Origin of the sequence: Salinispora cortesiana (genome assembly GCF_000484695.1) — a bacterium.
GTDB lineage: Bacteria > Actinomycetota > Actinomycetes > Mycobacteriales > Micromonosporaceae > Micromonospora > Micromonospora cortesiana.
In genome coordinates this window covers 41,207-55,656 of record NZ_AXVR01000010.1, presented here as the reverse complement: position 1 = coordinate 55,656, position 14,450 = coordinate 41,207, and the positions used below count along the sequence as shown (strand labels likewise).

11 protein-coding genes and 1 pseudogene are annotated in these 14,450 nt (G+C 69.7%); 9 read left to right on the top strand and 3 right to left on the bottom strand.

The features are described 5' to 3' along the window. Window positions 1-76: 76 nt before the first annotated feature. Window positions 77-1,816 carry a DEAD/DEAH box helicase gene (locus K228_RS0107200; RefSeq protein ID WP_025617814.1) on the bottom strand — a complete coding sequence of 580 codons (1,740 nt, stop codon included), beginning with the start codon at window positions 1,814-1,816 and terminating at the stop codon, window positions 77-79. A 289-nt stretch (window positions 1,817-2,105) separates the two neighbouring features. Here K228_RS0107200 and K228_RS0107195 point away from each other — a divergent pair, with 289 nt between their 5' ends. The 3 genes and pseudogenes from K228_RS0107195 (at window position 2,106) to K228_RS0107185 (ending at window position 5,145) form a co-directional block, all read left to right on the top strand. Beyond that, a complete protein-coding gene (locus tag K228_RS0107195) occupies window positions 2,106-3,068 on the top strand; it encodes a DUF5715 family protein (protein WP_025617813.1) in 963 nt (320 codons plus the stop codon). A 4-nt stretch (window positions 3,069-3,072) separates the two neighbouring features. Continuing rightward, a complete protein-coding gene (locus K228_RS0107190; protein ID WP_025617812.1) occupies window positions 3,073-4,683 on the top strand; it encodes an asparagine synthetase B family protein in 1,611 nt (536 codons plus the stop codon). 52 nt (window positions 4,684-4,735) lie between these two features. Further along, window positions 4,736-5,145, top strand: a pseudogene (locus K228_RS0107185) (MerR family transcriptional regulator). A 95-nt stretch (window positions 5,146-5,240) separates the two neighbouring features. On the opposite strand, the gene K228_RS0107180 reads toward K228_RS0107185, so the two are convergent. After that, the gene (locus K228_RS0107180; RefSeq protein WP_025617811.1) at window positions 5,241-6,686 is read right to left on the bottom strand and encodes an LVIVD repeat-containing protein; all 1,446 of its coding nucleotides are present in this window, start codon (window positions 6,684-6,686) and stop codon (window positions 5,241-5,243) included. 245 nt (window positions 6,687-6,931) lie between these two features. Between K228_RS0107180 and K228_RS0107175 the strand changes: the two genes are divergently transcribed. Continuing rightward, on the top strand, window positions 6,932-7,606 hold the full coding sequence (locus tag K228_RS0107175; protein WP_025617810.1) for a DUF305 domain-containing protein: 675 nt from the start codon (window positions 6,932-6,934) through the stop codon (window positions 7,604-7,606). A 33-nt stretch (window positions 7,607-7,639) separates the two neighbouring features. Here K228_RS0107175 and K228_RS0107170 read toward each other — a convergent pair whose 3' ends face one another. Beyond that, the gene (locus tag K228_RS0107170; RefSeq protein WP_025617809.1) at window positions 7,640-9,010 is read right to left on the bottom strand and encodes a serine/threonine-protein kinase; all 1,371 of its coding nucleotides are present in this window, start codon (window positions 9,008-9,010) and stop codon (window positions 7,640-7,642) included. A gap of 196 nt (window positions 9,011-9,206) precedes the next feature. Here K228_RS0107170 and K228_RS0107165 point away from each other — a divergent pair, with 196 nt between their 5' ends. The 5 genes from K228_RS0107165 (at window position 9,207) to K228_RS0107145 (ending at window position 14,384) form a co-directional block, all read left to right on the top strand. Continuing rightward, window positions 9,207-10,439: a glutamate-cysteine ligase family protein gene (locus K228_RS0107165; RefSeq protein WP_025617808.1), complete on the top strand. Its 1,233-nt coding sequence runs from the start codon at window positions 9,207-9,209 to the stop codon at window positions 10,437-10,439. Further along, the gene (gene egtB, locus K228_RS0107160; RefSeq protein WP_025617807.1) at window positions 10,436-11,770 is read left to right on the top strand and encodes an ergothioneine biosynthesis protein EgtB; all 1,335 of its coding nucleotides are present in this window, start codon (window positions 10,436-10,438) and stop codon (window positions 11,768-11,770) included. The genes K228_RS0107165 and egtB overlap by 4 nt, the downstream gene beginning before the upstream one ends. A 10-nt stretch (window positions 11,771-11,780) precedes the next feature. Further along, the gene (gene egtC / locus K228_RS0107155; RefSeq protein ID WP_025617806.1) at window positions 11,781-12,527 is read left to right on the top strand and encodes an ergothioneine biosynthesis protein EgtC; all 747 of its coding nucleotides are present in this window, start codon (window positions 11,781-11,783) and stop codon (window positions 12,525-12,527) included. Between the two features lie 69 nt (window positions 12,528-12,596). After that, complete coding sequence (gene egtD / locus K228_RS0107150) at window positions 12,597-13,562, top strand: L-histidine N(alpha)-methyltransferase (protein ID WP_025617805.1); 966 nt, start codon at window positions 12,597-12,599, stop codon at window positions 13,560-13,562. 237 nt (window positions 13,563-13,799) lie between these two features. Continuing rightward, the gene (locus K228_RS0107145; RefSeq protein ID WP_025617804.1) at window positions 13,800-14,384 is read left to right on the top strand and encodes a TMEM165/GDT1 family protein; all 585 of its coding nucleotides are present in this window, start codon (window positions 13,800-13,802) and stop codon (window positions 14,382-14,384) included. Window positions 14,385-14,450 lie beyond the last annotated feature (66 nt).

Sequence of the window (14,450 nt, the reverse complement as noted above, 5' to 3'; positions counted from 1 at the left end):
AGGAGCCGATCGCCGCCATCAAGGGCCAGAAAAGCGGGCCCGTGCTAATGCCGGGGCGTCGGCGAAGACCTGCCGCTCAACGGTGCTGTCGGCGGCGGTCACCCCCGTCCGTGTCCCGGTCGCGGCGAACGGTTGCCCGGCGTCCTTTGATGGTGCTGCCGCGCAGGCCCGAGATCACCTCGTCGGCCAGCCCTGCCGGCACCTCCACCAGCGAGAAGCGGTCTGCGATCTCGATCGAGCCGATGTCCCGCCCGTTCATGCCGGTCTCGCCGGTGATCGCACCGACCAGATCCTGCGGTCGGACCCCGGCACGTCGACCCAGCCCGACGAAGACCTGGGTGGTGCCGGCGCTCCGGGGTCGACCCGGCCGGCGCTCCCCCCGGCCCTCGTGTCCGGGTCGGCCGGTTCGGGGTGGGCGAACCGCGATCTGCGGGATCTCCTCTTCCTCCTCCAGCGCGCCCGGCAGGGTGGCCTCGTGGGCCAGGCGTACCGCGGCGAGGGCCACCTCCATCAGGTCGAACTCGTCGCTCAGCGACTCGACGATCACCCGGAACGGCTCCAGGTCGTCTTCCAGCAGGCTCTCCCGCAGCGCGGCCTGGGTGAGTTCCAGGCGACGATTACGCAGGTCCGCCACGGTGGGGATCTTGTCGATGGTGATCCGTTGGCCGGTGACGCGTTCGATGGTTTTGAGCATCCGATGTGCCCGTGGCTCGGCGAGAGTGATCGCCACTCCCTCCCGGCCGGCTCGCCCCACCCGGCCGATCCGGTGCACGTACGACTCGGGAGCCGAGGGAACGTCGTAGTTGACGACGTGGCTGAGCTGCTCGACATCCAGGCCCCGCGCTGCCACGTCGGTGGCGACCAACAGGTCGGCGGTGCCGGCGCGCAGTCGACCCATCACCCGGTCCCGCTGCTCCTGACTCATCCCGCCGTGCAGCGCCTCGGCCCGGTAGCCGCGACCGTTCATCGTCTCGGTGAGCCGGTCAACCTCCTCCCGGCTGCGACAGAAGACGATCGCCGCGGTGGGGGACTCGACGTCCAGCACCCGGCCCAGCGCGGCGGGTTTGTGCGCCCGGGACACCAGGTACGCGCTCTGCCGTATCCGGGGCGCCTCGCCGGCTACCGGCTTCTCCCGCGCGATGAGGATGCGGATCGGGTCGGTCAGGTATGCCCGGGCCATGCCGTCGATGCGGGCCGGCATGGTCGCCGAGAACAGCACGGTCTGCCGTTGTTCCGGCGCGTGTTCCAGGATCGCCTCGATATCCTCGGCGAAGCCCATGTCCAGCATCTCGTCGGCCTCGTCCAGCACGACGGTGCCGACGTTACCCAGGCGGAGCGTGCCACGAGCGATGTGGTCGAGCGCTCGGCCGGGGGTGGCCACCACGATGTCCACCCCGGCGTCCAGGGCCCGCAACTGCCGACCGATCGGCTGGCCGCCGTAGATCGGCAGCACCCGGGTGCCGAGTTCCTTGCCGTACCGATGGAACGCCTCCGAGACCTGTACCGCCAGCTCTCGGGTGGGTACCAGCACCAGCGCCACCGGATCGGCGGTTGACCGGTCGGCGGGCATTCGTTGCAGCAACGGTAGGGCGAATGCGGCCGTCTTGCCGGTGCCCGTGGCAGCCTGGCCGAGTAGATCCCGTCCGGCGAGCAGGGGAGGGATCGCCTCCCGCTGGATCGGCGTCGGCTCCTCGTAACCGAGCGCGGCGAGCGCGGCGAGGAGTTCGTCGCGCAGGCCCAGGTCGACGAAGGCGGTCGCCTCGTCGTCAGTGGACGGTTCGGCAGTTGGATCTGGCCTAACGGGTGCGGAGCTCATGCGTCAAGCCTTTCATCACGACTCGGGGCCCGCTTCGCCGACCGGCACATCACGGTGGCCGGCCGGTGCTACCACGTGCGGCGGTGGTTGCCGACTCAGGCGCCGTGGCCGCGGAGCAGCCGGATTCCTGGCGGGCTGTCTACATGCTGGCGGTTAACGAACCGCCGCACTCTTTGACTTCTTAGCGGGGAAATAGGAGGAATATTCGAGCTTCTGCTCGTAAAAGGTGATTACGATTTCACGCAGAGTGATGTTCCCCGTGGTGTGGTGACGGGAGAGGGGACCGACGATGCGTTTGCCCAGCCGAAGCCCGGGCCAGCAGCCCGGCCCATCCATCCCGGCTGCTCCGGCCCGGCGCGCGGCGGTGGATCTGTCCCGTCGGCTTCCGACTGGCGAGCCGGACCTGGACGCGTACCGAGCCGCCGTCGCCGACCTGCTGGTCGAGGTGGGTGCGCTCGCCGGGTCCGCCAGCACCGTGGCCCGGCAGGTGCTGATCGACCAGCGGCTGCGCGAGCCGGCTATCGCCGCGGTGCTGGATGCCACTCCACCGGGCCTGGTCGGCGCGCGCGAGACGTTGCTGTTGGAGATGGCTCGCTACCAGCCGAGCGAGCGTAGTTCCGCGGCCGACCTCACCGCCCTGGTCCGGATCTACCTGCTCTCGCGCATCGATGTCATGTGGTGGTGCGACGCGATCACCTACCGCACCGACGAGCAGGTCAACCAGAGCGCCGACCTGATTGACCTGGAGTGGCTGCGTCGCCGGGACCTGCTGCGCTTCCGCTACCAGGGACAGCCGGCCACGCTCTTCGAGCGCGGGATGCGGGCACTGCGGCGCCGAATCCGCCCCTGCGCGGCTCCACACACCGCCGGGCTGCTGTTCCGCCGATCCCGCCGGGAGATGGTGGCGCTACTCAACGACATCGCCCGCGAGTTCACTGCCCATGCCCCCGCCGGTACCCCGCCGCTCTGGGTGACCAGCCTGGTTCGGAGCGCGGAGCACCAGTACCGGCTGCGACGGCTCGGGTACGCGGCGATGCTGCCCAGCGGGCACTGTGTCGGCTGGGCGGCGGACGTGGAGATGACCTGGTTCGACCGTTTTGGAGCCCGGGACATCCTCGCCGAACTGCTCCTCGCCCGGCAGCGGGCGGGCGAGGTCAACGTGGTTGACGAGGGGCAGGCCTGGCACCTGTGCCTGGCACCCGGGGCGCGTGGTCGGCTGCGTCGGGTGTACGAAGCCGAGCTGGGGGTCTGAACGGATGTGCGGGATTGCGGTGAGCCTCGGTCCGGAGGCCGATCCGGCCGTCTTCCGACGGATGCTCGCCACCCTGGAGCCACGTGGTGAGGTGACCGAGACCCGGTCCGAGAGCGGCCTGCTCGCCGGGGTGCGCCGGCTGCCGGTGGTGGACCGGAAGCGGGCGGTGCAACCCTGGGTCTCCGCCGACGAGCGGTGGGTGCTCTGCTACAACGGCGAGGTCTTCAATCACCACGAGCTGCGTGCGGAGTTGACCGCCCGGGGATACCGCTTCCGTGGGATGAGCGACACCGAGGTGGTACTCGCCGGGTACCTGCACTGGGGCGAGGCGGTGGTCTCCCGACTGCGTGGTGAGTACGCCTTTGTGATCGTCGAACGGGCCAGCGGACGGGCGTACCTGGTGCGTGATCCACTTGGGGTGAAGCCGCTGTACTGGACCCAGACCCCGGGCTGTCTGCATGTGGCGAGCGAGGTCAAGGCCTTGGTCGGCTTCGGCGCACCGGTCACCGAGGTGCCGCCCGGACATCACGGCTGGGTGCAGGCCGACGCTGCAGCCCGCCTGCGTCCGTACGTCAACCTGCTCGCCCTCGGTGCGGGGGCACCGACCGTGGACGACCCGGACGAGGCCGCCCTGCTCGTCCGGGCCGCCCTCACCGACAGCATCCGGGCGCGGCTGGACACCGACCTCACCGTCGGCGTGGTCCTCTCCGGTGGCCTGGACAGTTCACTCGCGCTACTACACGCCCGCGATCTCCACCCGGACTGCGTGGCGGTCACCGTCGGCGTGCCGGAGAGTCCCGACCTGCGCTACGCGCGTCGGCTGGCGAAGGACCTCGGGGTCCCGCACGAGGTGGTGGAGTTGCAGCCGCGAGACATTCGCCTGGCCCAGATCCGGGAGGCGATCCGGATTTCGGAGCTCACCGAGTACGGCGACATCATCAACGCGGTGGTCTCGGTGCCGCTCTTCCGACGGCTGCGCGAGTTGGGCGTCAAGGTGGCGCTCACCGGCGACGGCTCGGACGAGTTGTTCGGCGGCTACCCGATGTACCACCGGGTCGGCCCGGAGGCCGCCCGTCGGCTCTTTCTACATAAGATCATCAACCTTTGCCGTACCGAGCTGCAACGCGTCGACCGCACGAGCATGGCGTACGGGGTGGAGGCCCGGGTGCCGTTCCTCGACCCGAGTGTGGTCGAGCTCGCGATGCGGCTGCCGATCGGGCTGAAGCTGCGCGCGGGGCAGGAGAAGTGGATTGTCCGGCGCGCCTTCGCCGATCTGCTGCCGGACTACATCCGGCAGCGACCGAAGAACCCGATGTCGTACTCCTCCGGTCTGCACGAGCGGGCCCGGCTCTACAAGCCGGTCTTTGCCCGGCTGCACCGTTCCTTCCGCTACGACCTGGCCGAGCCGGTGCGCCGGGACTTTGACCGCGTGCTGACCAGCTGCGACAACGACCTGGACCGGGCCATCGCTGCCGGCCGAGCCCGGCCGGACTACACGGTGCTGGAGCACGCCCGGGACCTGGTGGGCGCGGCGAAGTGGAACGCGGTGCCGGTTGTACGACGGCTGGTCGGACCGCGTCGCAGCCGGGGGGACGACGTGCCGTCGCCCGGCTGAGGATGTCCGGGGTTGACCCTGGCATGGCGTCAGGGCCGACCGTGGAGGTGCCATGTTCACTATCGGAGACTTCGCCAGGCTCGGCCGGTGTCAGTGCGGATGTTGCGCCACCATGACCGCATCGGCCTGCTCCGGCCGGTCGCTGTCGACGCACGCAGCGGCTACCGGTACTACATCGCCGATCAGCTGCGCCGGCTCAACCGGGTGATCGCGCTGAAGGACCTTGGTCTCACGCTGGCCCAGGTACAGCAGGTCCTCGACGATGCGCTGGATGTCGCGGAGCTACGCGGCATGCTGCGATTGCGTCGGGCCCAGCTTGCGGCGGACGCCGCGCGGTTGACCCGGATCGAGGAGAACGGCTGGCGGGCCGAGGGCTACCACCGCGAGCTGTATGTGGAGTACTGCGCCGATAACCCCGCGGCTGGGGTGACGGAGCTTCAGCAACCAGTGACGCGGACCTGACCCGCGCCGGCCGCCCGGCGCGACGGGGGTCGACTTCCGGGTGGAAGCCGACCCCACGGTACGTCCGGTCGTGACCGCTGGCCGGTTACCGGTGGCTACCGGCCGAAGCGACCGGTCTGGGTCTGGGCGTTCAGCTCTCGGTAGCGGACGAAGTTGGCTGTCCAGGTGCGCCAGTCGGTGAGCCGGAGGACGTCAAGGCCCTTGGCGATGTCGTTGGAGTAGATGTAGCCGTTGTACCAGTACGCGGACCAGGAGCCGCCGGTGATGAGGTTCTCCCCGTCCAGTGGGCCCCGCTCCCAGTACGCGATCTCGCGGGGGTTGGCCGAGTTGGTGAAGTCCCAGACCGAGATGCCGCCCTGGTACCACCCCTGGACCATGATGTCCCGCCCGAACACCGGGATCAGCGAGCCGTTGTGTGCCACACAGTTCTCGGTGTTGGCGTTCTCCCGCGGGATTTTGAAGTAGCTGCCGAAGACCATGGTGCGGTCGTCGCCGCGACCGACGATGTCGTAGATCGCATCGGCCCCCCGGTTGGGACCGATGATGGTGTCGTTGCAGGTGGGGGCGCCGCCACCGCCCAGCTCGTCGGTGAAGATCACCTTTGTGCCGGCGTTGTTGAAGGTGGCGGAGTGCCAGAAGGCGAAGTTCTCAGTGTCCCGGACCCGGTTGATGACCTGGGGGGCCTCCCGATCCGAGATGTCCATCAGGATGCCGTCACCCATGCAGGCGCCGGCGGCCAGGTTCTTCGACGGGTAGGCGGTGATGTCGTGGCAACCGCTGGTCGCCGATTTTTGCCCCGGCACGCCCTCGTAGCCGCCGTCGGGGAAGAGATTCGGGGTGGCCACCACCGCCGCGTCGGTGGGCCGGTGTACCGGCACCTTGACGATGGAGATCGAGTCGTGCGGTGGCGGGCAGCCGACGTACGTGTCCGACGGGCCGTACGACGAGACGTAGATGTACATCGTCGCCCGGTTCCGGCCGGGCACCAGGGTGTGGGTGTGCGAACCGCAGGCGGTCTGCACGCTCTTCAGGTAGCGGGGATTGGCCTTGTCGCTGATGTCGAAGATCTTGATGCCCTCCCACTGGGTCTCGCTTGACGGCACTCGGGTGCTGTCACACGAGTCGTCGCTGCGGGGCGAGTCGGTGGAGAGGAAGAGCAGGTCACCGTGGACGGAGATGTCATTCTGCGATCCCGGGCAGAACACGCGGGAGACGACCGTCGGTGCGGACGGACGTGAGATGTCGTAGATGACGAAGCCGTTGTAGTTGCCGGCGAAGGCGTACCGGCCCTGGAAGGCGAGGTCGCTGTTCGTCGCGTCGAGCGGTGTTTCCTTTGGCAGGTTGACGACCAGTTTCAGGTTGGGGCTGCTGCGGATCTCGTCGACCCCGGGGATATCCGTGGTGGTGACGGCGCTGGACTTGGTGGTGGCCGCGCTGGCGTCGTGGGGCGCTGCGGCGACCACACTCGTCAGGAGAAGGCCGGCCGCGGCGAGACTCAGTATGCCGAGCCAGCGGGACCGCGGCGTGCGGGATCTGCTCATCGGCGGGGCCCTTCGCGAGGTGTGACGAATGGCCACACCCTACCGCCACAGTGGTGAGTGTCGATAGATATTTTGGGCTGATCGGCGTCGGTTCGGCCCGCTCTGCCGCTGGATGATCTCGATGGCGCAAACCCCTCGGGCCGCCGGTCGCCGGCTCGCTGGGTCAGTGAGGTGACTCCCCTCACATGTACTCTCGGTTGTCGATGGCTACGGTCCTCGTGACCTTGACCTCCAGGGGGTGTCGGATGACCGTGCGGGGTAGGTGGGTATTGGCCGCTGTCACCACGGGGGCTCTGCTACTCGGCGTGCTGGTGTGGTCGGGGGTCGCCTACGACCGGTCACGATCCACGGTGCCGACGGCAACTGCGAGCAGCGACGGTCCCGGTCCGTCGGTCATCGTGCCCGGCCGGCCCGGAGAGCCGGCTCAGCTCCGCCCTGCCGACGAGGTGCGGGCGACCGTCACCGGAGCGCACAACTCGCTGGATACCTGGTATGTCCGGATGATGATCCCGCATCATGAGCAGGCGCTGGAGATGTCGGAGTTGGCCCCGGGGCGGGCCGCCGACCCCCAGGTGGCGGCATTGGCTGCGCGGATTCGGGCCAGTCAGGCGCCGGAGATCGAGGTATTGCGGGCCTGGCTCGAGGCCCGCAACCTACCGGTGGAGGTTCCCGAGCACGATCACAGCACGATGCGTGGCATGCAGTCGCCGGAGGCGATGCGCCGTCTCGCCGAGTCTCGGGGAGTCGAGTTCGACCGACTCTTTGTGGAGATGATGAGCGATCACCATGCCGGGGCTGTCGAGATGTCCATCGACTTGCTGAAGGTCGGGGCGGAGCCGGTGCTGCTGGATTTCGCGAACTCGGTCGCCGTCGAACAGAACGTCGAGATCGGCCGAATGCGGGAGCTGTTCGGCCGTTGATCGGCCGATACCGCTCCGGCACTCCGGTTCACGCTACTGCTCCGGGGTGACGGTCGGGTTCGGTGGTGTCGTCGTGGGGTCGTCGCTCGGAGGTGGCGGCTCGGGGTCTGACGTTGAGGGCTCGGGCGTTGGGGAGGTCGGCTGCTCGCTCGGGCTCGGCGACGCTTCCGCCGACGGCGACACCGATGCTGATCCCGACGCCGACACGGACGCCGACACCGATGCTGACGCCGTCGGCGTCAGCATCGGCGGTGGCTTGGTGGTGGATCCGTGTGATTGGTCGGGACGCTGCGGCACCGGACTGGTGGTCGTGGCGGGCGGCGGCGCTGCCCCGTCGTCACCCGTCGTCGGCGCTGACGGCGGCATCTCGCTCGTCGACTCGCCCGAGGCGGCGCTGATAGCCACCACCGTGGCCAGGCCAGCGACCGCCACCACGGTGGCCACCACCCCGACCAGCGGTCGGCGTCGGGTCGGACGGTACGCGTCAACGACCGGGTTGTCGGTCAACGTCGTCGGTTCGGCGGTGCGCAGCGTCGCCGAGCCCACCGGAGGCACCGGTGCGGTCGCCGCGGTGGGATCCGACACCGCGGCACGGGCGGCCGCCGCCATCGCAGATCCACAGCTGAACCGGCTCTCGGGGTCCTTCGCCAGGGCCCGGCGAACCAGCGCCCGCACCGCCTCCGGGATGTCGTGGGGGAGCTCGGGCGGATCTTCGTCGAGGTGCGCGACGGCGACCTGCAGCGGGCTCTCACCGGTGAAGGGTGGGCTGCCGCTGAGACAGCAGTAGGCCACCGCTCCGAGCGCGTAGATGTCGGTGGCGCCGGAGACCGGCCGCCCGGCGGCCTGTTCCGGCGCCATGTAGAGCGCGGTTCCCGGTACGGCGTCGGTGTTGGTGATGCTTGTCACGTTGGTCGAACGGGCCACCCCGAAGTCGACCAGCACAACGGTGCCGTTCTCCTGCACCACCAGGTTGCTTGGTTTGATGTCCCGGTGCACGACGCCGCGGTGGTGCACGGTCTCCAGCGCCTGCGCGGCCTGCTCGACGATTGACATCGTTTCGGCCACGTCGAGTCGACCGGCGGCCTCGATCCGTCGGGACAGAGGCTCGCCGGTTACGAACTCCATGATCAGGTAGTTGGCCTGGTCGCCGGTGGGCAACTCGTCCGCGCCGCAGTCGAAGACCTGTACCACCCCGGGGTGCCGCAGGGCGGCCATGATCCGCGCCTCAGACCGGAACCGGGCGATGAAGTCGGGGTCCGACACGAGCGCTGGCAGCAGCACCTTCACCGCCACGGGTCGGTGCAGGACCAGATCGACGCCCCGCCAGACGTCCCCCATGCCGCCGGTGGCGATCCGTTCGTCCAGGCGGTATCGACCGCTGAGTACGACACCTGAGATCAACACGACAACACCGTACCGACAACGGGTGGCGGCGCTGCGCCGCGCTGCCCCACCGCCGCGCGGCACCCCGAATTCCACCCGGATTCACGGAGTTCGTCTGCTAGACAGAGGGAGGCCGGCCCGCGGGCACTCACCTTCGTTGGTGATCCGCGTTACGGTGGCACGGGTCAGACGTCGGCGCGGCGAAGGGGGCCGAACCATGGTGACGTCGCCGGAGGTGGACCACGGAACGGTCCTGACCTCCTCGGCCGCGGCTGCGAGCCACCTGTCCCGGATCTGTTTCAAGACCGGTCCGCCCCGATGGCTCGGCGTCGAGCTTGAATGGACCGTGCACGATGCCGTTGACCCCGCCCGACCGGTCGGGGCCAACCGTCTGCGGGCCGCCCTCGGGCCGCACAGCCCCCGCACCCTAGACACCACGAGCCCTGCCCAGCCACTGAGGCATGGTGGCTCCGTCACCGTGGAGCCCGGCGGGCAGGTGGAGATCTCCACCGCAACACACTCCTCGGTCGTGGCCCTCGTTACCGCTACCGAAGCCGAGATCGTCGAACTCACCGCGCTGCTCGGGCGAGCCGGTCTGGTCCTCGGCGCCGGCGGTATCGACGCCCACCGGTCCCCTCGCCCCGTGTTCGAGACCCCGCGGTACCGGGCGATGCGCCAGGTCTTCGACCGTCGTGGCCCGGCCGGGCGCCGGATGATGTACAGCACCGCCGGCCTCCAGATTTGCCTGGATGTCGGCGAGGCGGACCAGCTCGCCGACCGCTGGGCCACGGCACACGCGATTGGTCCACCTTTGATCGCCGCCTTCGCCACCGCTGGGCGGCATGCCGGGCGAGCGACCGGCTGGGTCTCGGCCCGGATGGCCGCATGGCTCGCCATCGACCCAGCGCGGACCCGGCCGGTGTGGACCCCCGAGCAGGGCGCCGCGGATCCGATCGCCAGTTGGACGGCGTATGTCCTCGCCGCCCCGTTGCTCTGCGTGCGGGATGGGCCGGACTGGACGGCGCCGGTCGGCGTCACCTTCGCCGACTGGCTCGCTGGCGCGCTGCCCCGGCCCCCCACCGTCGACGACCTCGACTACCACGTGAGCACGCTCTTTCCGCCGGTACGTCCCCGCGGTTACCTGGAGCTGCGCTATCTCGACGCCCAACCGGAAGACGGTTGGTCAGTGCCGGTGGCGGTGGTCGCCGCGTTGCTCTCCGAGCCGGCCGTCACCCGGGCCGCCCGATCGCTCGTCGGGGCGCAGGCGCAGCGGTGGATCGCCGCCGCCCGGCACGGCCTGCACGACGACGCTCTCGCGGCTACGGCCGCCGACCTTTTTGATCTGGCGCTGACCGTGCTGCCCCGGCTGGGGTTGCCGCCCGCGCTGCACGACGACCTTGACCGAGGCGTACGACGGCGGCGGGAGGCCGCGGGAAGGAGGCGGCGGTGACCGAGACGACCGACGGACCCGACGGGGTACGACTGCGGGAGCACATCGCGACGGAGCTGGCCCGTGCCCGGGCCCGTACCGAGGTGTTGACCGACGTGGTTGACGACGCCGACCTGGTGCGACAGCACTCACCGTTGATGTCGCCCCTGGTGTGGGACCTCGCCCACGTCGGCAACCAGGAGGAGCTCTGGCTGGTGCGGGACGTCGGCGGGCGGGAGCCGGTCCGCCAGGACATAGATGAGCTCTATGACGCCTTCAAGCAGCCGCGCCGGGATCGGCCGGCGCTACCGTTGCTGCCGCCGCCGCAGGCGCGGGCATACGTGGCGACGGTCCGGGACAAGGTCTTTGACCTCCTCGACGGGGTGACCTTCACAGATCGGCGGCTGGTCGCCGACGGCTTTGCCTTCGGCATGATCGTCCAACACGAGCAGCAGCACGACGAGACCATGCTCGCGACCCACCAGCTGCGCTCCGGTCCAGCTGTCTTCGACGCGCCGCCTCCGCCGGAGCCCCGGGTCCGGGTGGGCGGGGAGGTACTGGTTCCGGCGGGCGAGTTCACCATGGGTACCGACACCGATCCCTGGGCGTTGGACAACGAGCGTCCCGCCCACCGGGTGCACCTGCCGGTGTACCTCATCGACACGGCACCGGTCACCAATGCCGCGTACGCGGCCTTTATCGCCGAGGGTGGGTACCATGACCCACGTTGGTGGAGCGCCGCGGGGTGGGCGCACCGGCAGGAGATGGGCCTGACCGCACCGTTGCATTGGCACCCGGATGGCCAAGGCTGGGCCTACCGCCGCTTCGGCCGGTGGGCGCCGGTGCGCGACGACGAGCCGGTGGTGCACGTCAGCTGGTACGAGGCGCAGGCCTACGCTGCCTGGGCGGGAAAGCGGTTGCCGACCGAGGCGGAGTGGGAGAAGGCAGCCCGCTGGGACCCGGCGACCGGTCGGTCCCGCCGCTACCCGTGGGGCGACGGGGACCCGACGACCAACCACGCCAACCTCGGCCAGCAGCACCTCTGGCCGGCACCGGTGGGGGCCTATCCGGCGGGTGTGTCGCCGCTCGGTGTCCACCAGCTGATTGGCGACGTGTGGGAGTGGACCTCGACAACGTTCCGTGGCCATCCCGGCTTCACGGCCTTTCCGTACCGGGAGTATTCCGAGGTCTTTTTCGGCGACGACTACCGGGTGCTGCGCGGCGGATCGTTCGGCACCGACCGGGCGGCCTGCCGGGGCACCTTCCGTAACTGGGACTACCCCATTCGGCGGCAGATCTTCAGTGGTTTCCGCTGCGCCCGGGACGCCGGCCCCGAGGAGGCATCCGAGTGAGGGCCTACTGATGTGCCGTCACCTGGCCTATCTCGGGCCGCCGATCACCCTGCGGGAGTTGATCTTCGATCCGCCGGCGTCGCTGGTTCACCAGTCCTGGGCGCCGCAGGACATGCGCCGTGGTGGATGTATCAATGCCGATGGATTCGGTGTCGGCTGGTACTCCGACGACGGCGAACCGGTCCGCTACCGGCGGGCGCAGCCCATCTGGAGTGACCCGACGATCGCCCAGCTGGCCGGCGTCACCCGTGCGGGCGCGATTCTCGCGGCGGTCCGGTCCGCAACCGTCGGCATGCCGGTACTCGAAACGGCCGCCGCCCCGTTTCTGGAGGGTCGGTGGCTGTTCAGCCACAACGGGGCGGTGCGCGGCTGGCCGGACAGCCTGGCCTCGCTCGCTGGCGCGTTGCCGGTGCGCGACCTACTCACCCTCGACGCGCCCACCGATGCAGCGCTGCTCTGGGCGCTGGTCCGGCACCGGCTGCGCGCCGGGGTCGAGCCAGCCCGCGCTGTGGCGGAGACGGTTGTGGCGGTGGCCCGGGCCGCCCCCGGGTCCCGACTCAACCTGCTGCTGACCGATGGGCGCACGGCGGTGGCGAGCGTCGCCGGGCACAGCCTGTCGATCCGTCGGACGCCGACCTCGGTGCTGCTGGCGTCCGAGCCGCACGACGACGACCCCGACTGGCAGGCGGTGCCAGAGGGGCAGTTGGTGGTGGCGACCGCCACCGGGGTGCGGACCAGTGCCCTGCTGGCGGAGTGACCGCCAGGAGATTTCGACACCGCCGGAGACTTCTACACCGCCGAAGACTTCGATGAGGAAGGGACAGACATGAGCGCAGAGCCGCTGGAGATCCACCTCGAAGAGCAGGACCTGGGACGCAACCTGCGGCAGGATGTCCGCGCCGGGTTGACCGCCGAGGAGAAGTGGTTGTCCCCGAAGTGGTTCTACGATGCTCGGGGCAGCCAGCTCTTCGAGGAGATCACCCGGCTGGTGGAGTACTACCAGACCGGGGCCGAACGTGCGGTGCTGCTGGATCGGGCTGCTGAAATCGCGACGGTAAGTGGTGCCAAGACGCTGATCGAGTTGGGCTCCGGTTCCTCGGAGAAGACCCGGTTGCTGCTGGACGCGTTCACCCGCCATGGCGACCTGGGAACCTTTGTGCCGTTGGACGTGTCGGTGAGCGCGCTGCGTGAGTCCACCGCCCGGATCGCCGCTGACTATCCGGGCTTGCGCGTACGGGGAATCGTCGGCGACTTCACCCGGCATCTTGATCGGCTGCCGGCGGGCGGGCGGCGGCTTGTGGTGTTTCTCGGTGGGACGATCGGCAACCTGCTGCCGGCCGAGCGCGCCGAGTTCCTGGCGGCGATGCGCGTGGCGCTGGAGCCGGGGGACTGGCTGCTGGTCGGCACCGACCTGGTGAAGGATCCGGCGGTCATTGTTCCCGCATACGACGACGCGGCGGGGGTGACCGCCGAGTTCAATCGCAACGTGCTCCGGGTGATCAACCGGGAGCTGGGTGCCGACTTCGACCCAGCGGCCTTCGACCACGTCGCGCTCTGGAACCCGGAGCGGGAGTGGATCGAGATGCGGCTGCGGGCCCGGCACCCGATGCGGGTGCAGGTGCTCGACACCGAGGTGATGTTCGCCGCCGGGGAGGAGCTACGGACCGAGGTTTCGGCGAAGTTCCGGCCCGAGGGGATCGCGGCGGAACTGCGCGAGGCGGGCTTCGTCACCAGCGAGTTCTGGACGGATCCGGCCGGCCTGTTCGGCGTCACGCTCGCCCGCGCCGAGTAGGCGGACGCCGCCGGTACCCTCGACTCACCGGCCGGTCCTCCGACATCAGCGTCGTCGGTGGTCGGCTAGGGTGGTCGGCGCGAAGGGGAGTAGCCCCCAACGTCGTGGTCGACACACTGGTGTTCCCGCACCCGGCCACACGGCCCCGCTCGGCGGGGCGGGCGAGACCTTCGACCCAGGTTGGTAGCCGGGTCGAGGTCGCTCCGTGCCTCTTTCCGGCCGGATCGGAAGGATGTCATGGAGGGTTTCCTCGTCGCGCTGGGGGTGAGCTTCGGCGTCATCTTCGTCGCCGAGTTGGGGGACAAGTCCCAGCTGATGGCGCTGACCTTTGCCACCCGATTTCGACCGTTGCCGGTGCTGATCGGCATCACCGTGGCCACGGCCGTCGTGCACCTGGCCTCGGTGGCGATCGGCTACGGGCTCGGTGCGGCGTTGCCTACCGGCTGGATCGGGCTCCTCGCCGGCATGGCGTTTCTCGGGTTTGGCGCCTGGACGCTTCGCGGCGACCACCTCACCGAGCAGGAGCGCCGTAAGGCGAACCGGTCGGGCCGGCCGGCGGTGGTGGTCGGCGTCGCGTTCCTCCTCGCCGAGCTGGGCGACAAGACCATGCTGGCGACCATCACCTTGGCGACCCAGTACGGCTGGTTCGGTACCTGGGTCGGATCCACGCTCGGCATGGTTGCCGCGGATGCCTTGGCGATTGCGGTGGGACGGGTGCTCGGCCGCAGGTTGCCCGAGCGGACCGTGCGCGTTGGTGCGGCGCTGCTCTTCGCCGGGTGTGGCCTCTGGCTGATCCTGGATGCGGTCGGGCAGCTCGGCTGACCTTCCGGGTGAGCCCATACTGGGCGAACCGAACTCGTTCGGTTCGCCCAGTATGGCGCCGGGAGC

Excerpts from the sequence above, each read along its gene's own strand:
- K228_RS0107200 (WP_025617814.1), bottom strand. The coding sequence starts at position 1,816 with ATGAGCTCCGCACCCGTTAGGCCAGATCCAACTGCCGAACCGTCCACT.
- K228_RS0107195 (WP_025617813.1), top strand. The coding sequence starts at position 2,106 with ATGCGTTTGCCCAGCCGAAGCCCGGGCCAGCAGCCCGGCCCATCCATC.
- egtC (WP_025617806.1), top strand. The coding sequence starts at position 11,781 with ATGTGCCGTCACCTGGCCTATCTCGGGCCGCCGATCACCCTGCGGGAG.
- K228_RS0107165 (WP_025617808.1), top strand. The coding sequence starts at position 9,207 with ATGGTGACGTCGCCGGAGGTGGACCACGGAACGGTCCTGACCTCCTCG.
- K228_RS0107190 (WP_025617812.1), top strand. The coding sequence starts at position 3,073 with ATGTGCGGGATTGCGGTGAGCCTCGGTCCGGAGGCCGATCCGGCCGTC.
- K228_RS0107145 (WP_025617804.1), top strand. The coding sequence starts at position 13,800 with ATGGAGGGTTTCCTCGTCGCGCTGGGGGTGAGCTTCGGCGTCATCTTC.
- K228_RS0107175 (WP_025617810.1), top strand. The coding sequence starts at position 6,932 with ATGACCGTGCGGGGTAGGTGGGTATTGGCCGCTGTCACCACGGGGGCT.
- egtD (WP_025617805.1), top strand. The coding sequence starts at position 12,597 with ATGAGCGCAGAGCCGCTGGAGATCCACCTCGAAGAGCAGGACCTGGGA.
- K228_RS0107180 (WP_025617811.1), bottom strand. The coding sequence starts at position 6,686 with ATGAGCAGATCCCGCACGCCGCGGTCCCGCTGGCTCGGCATACTGAGT.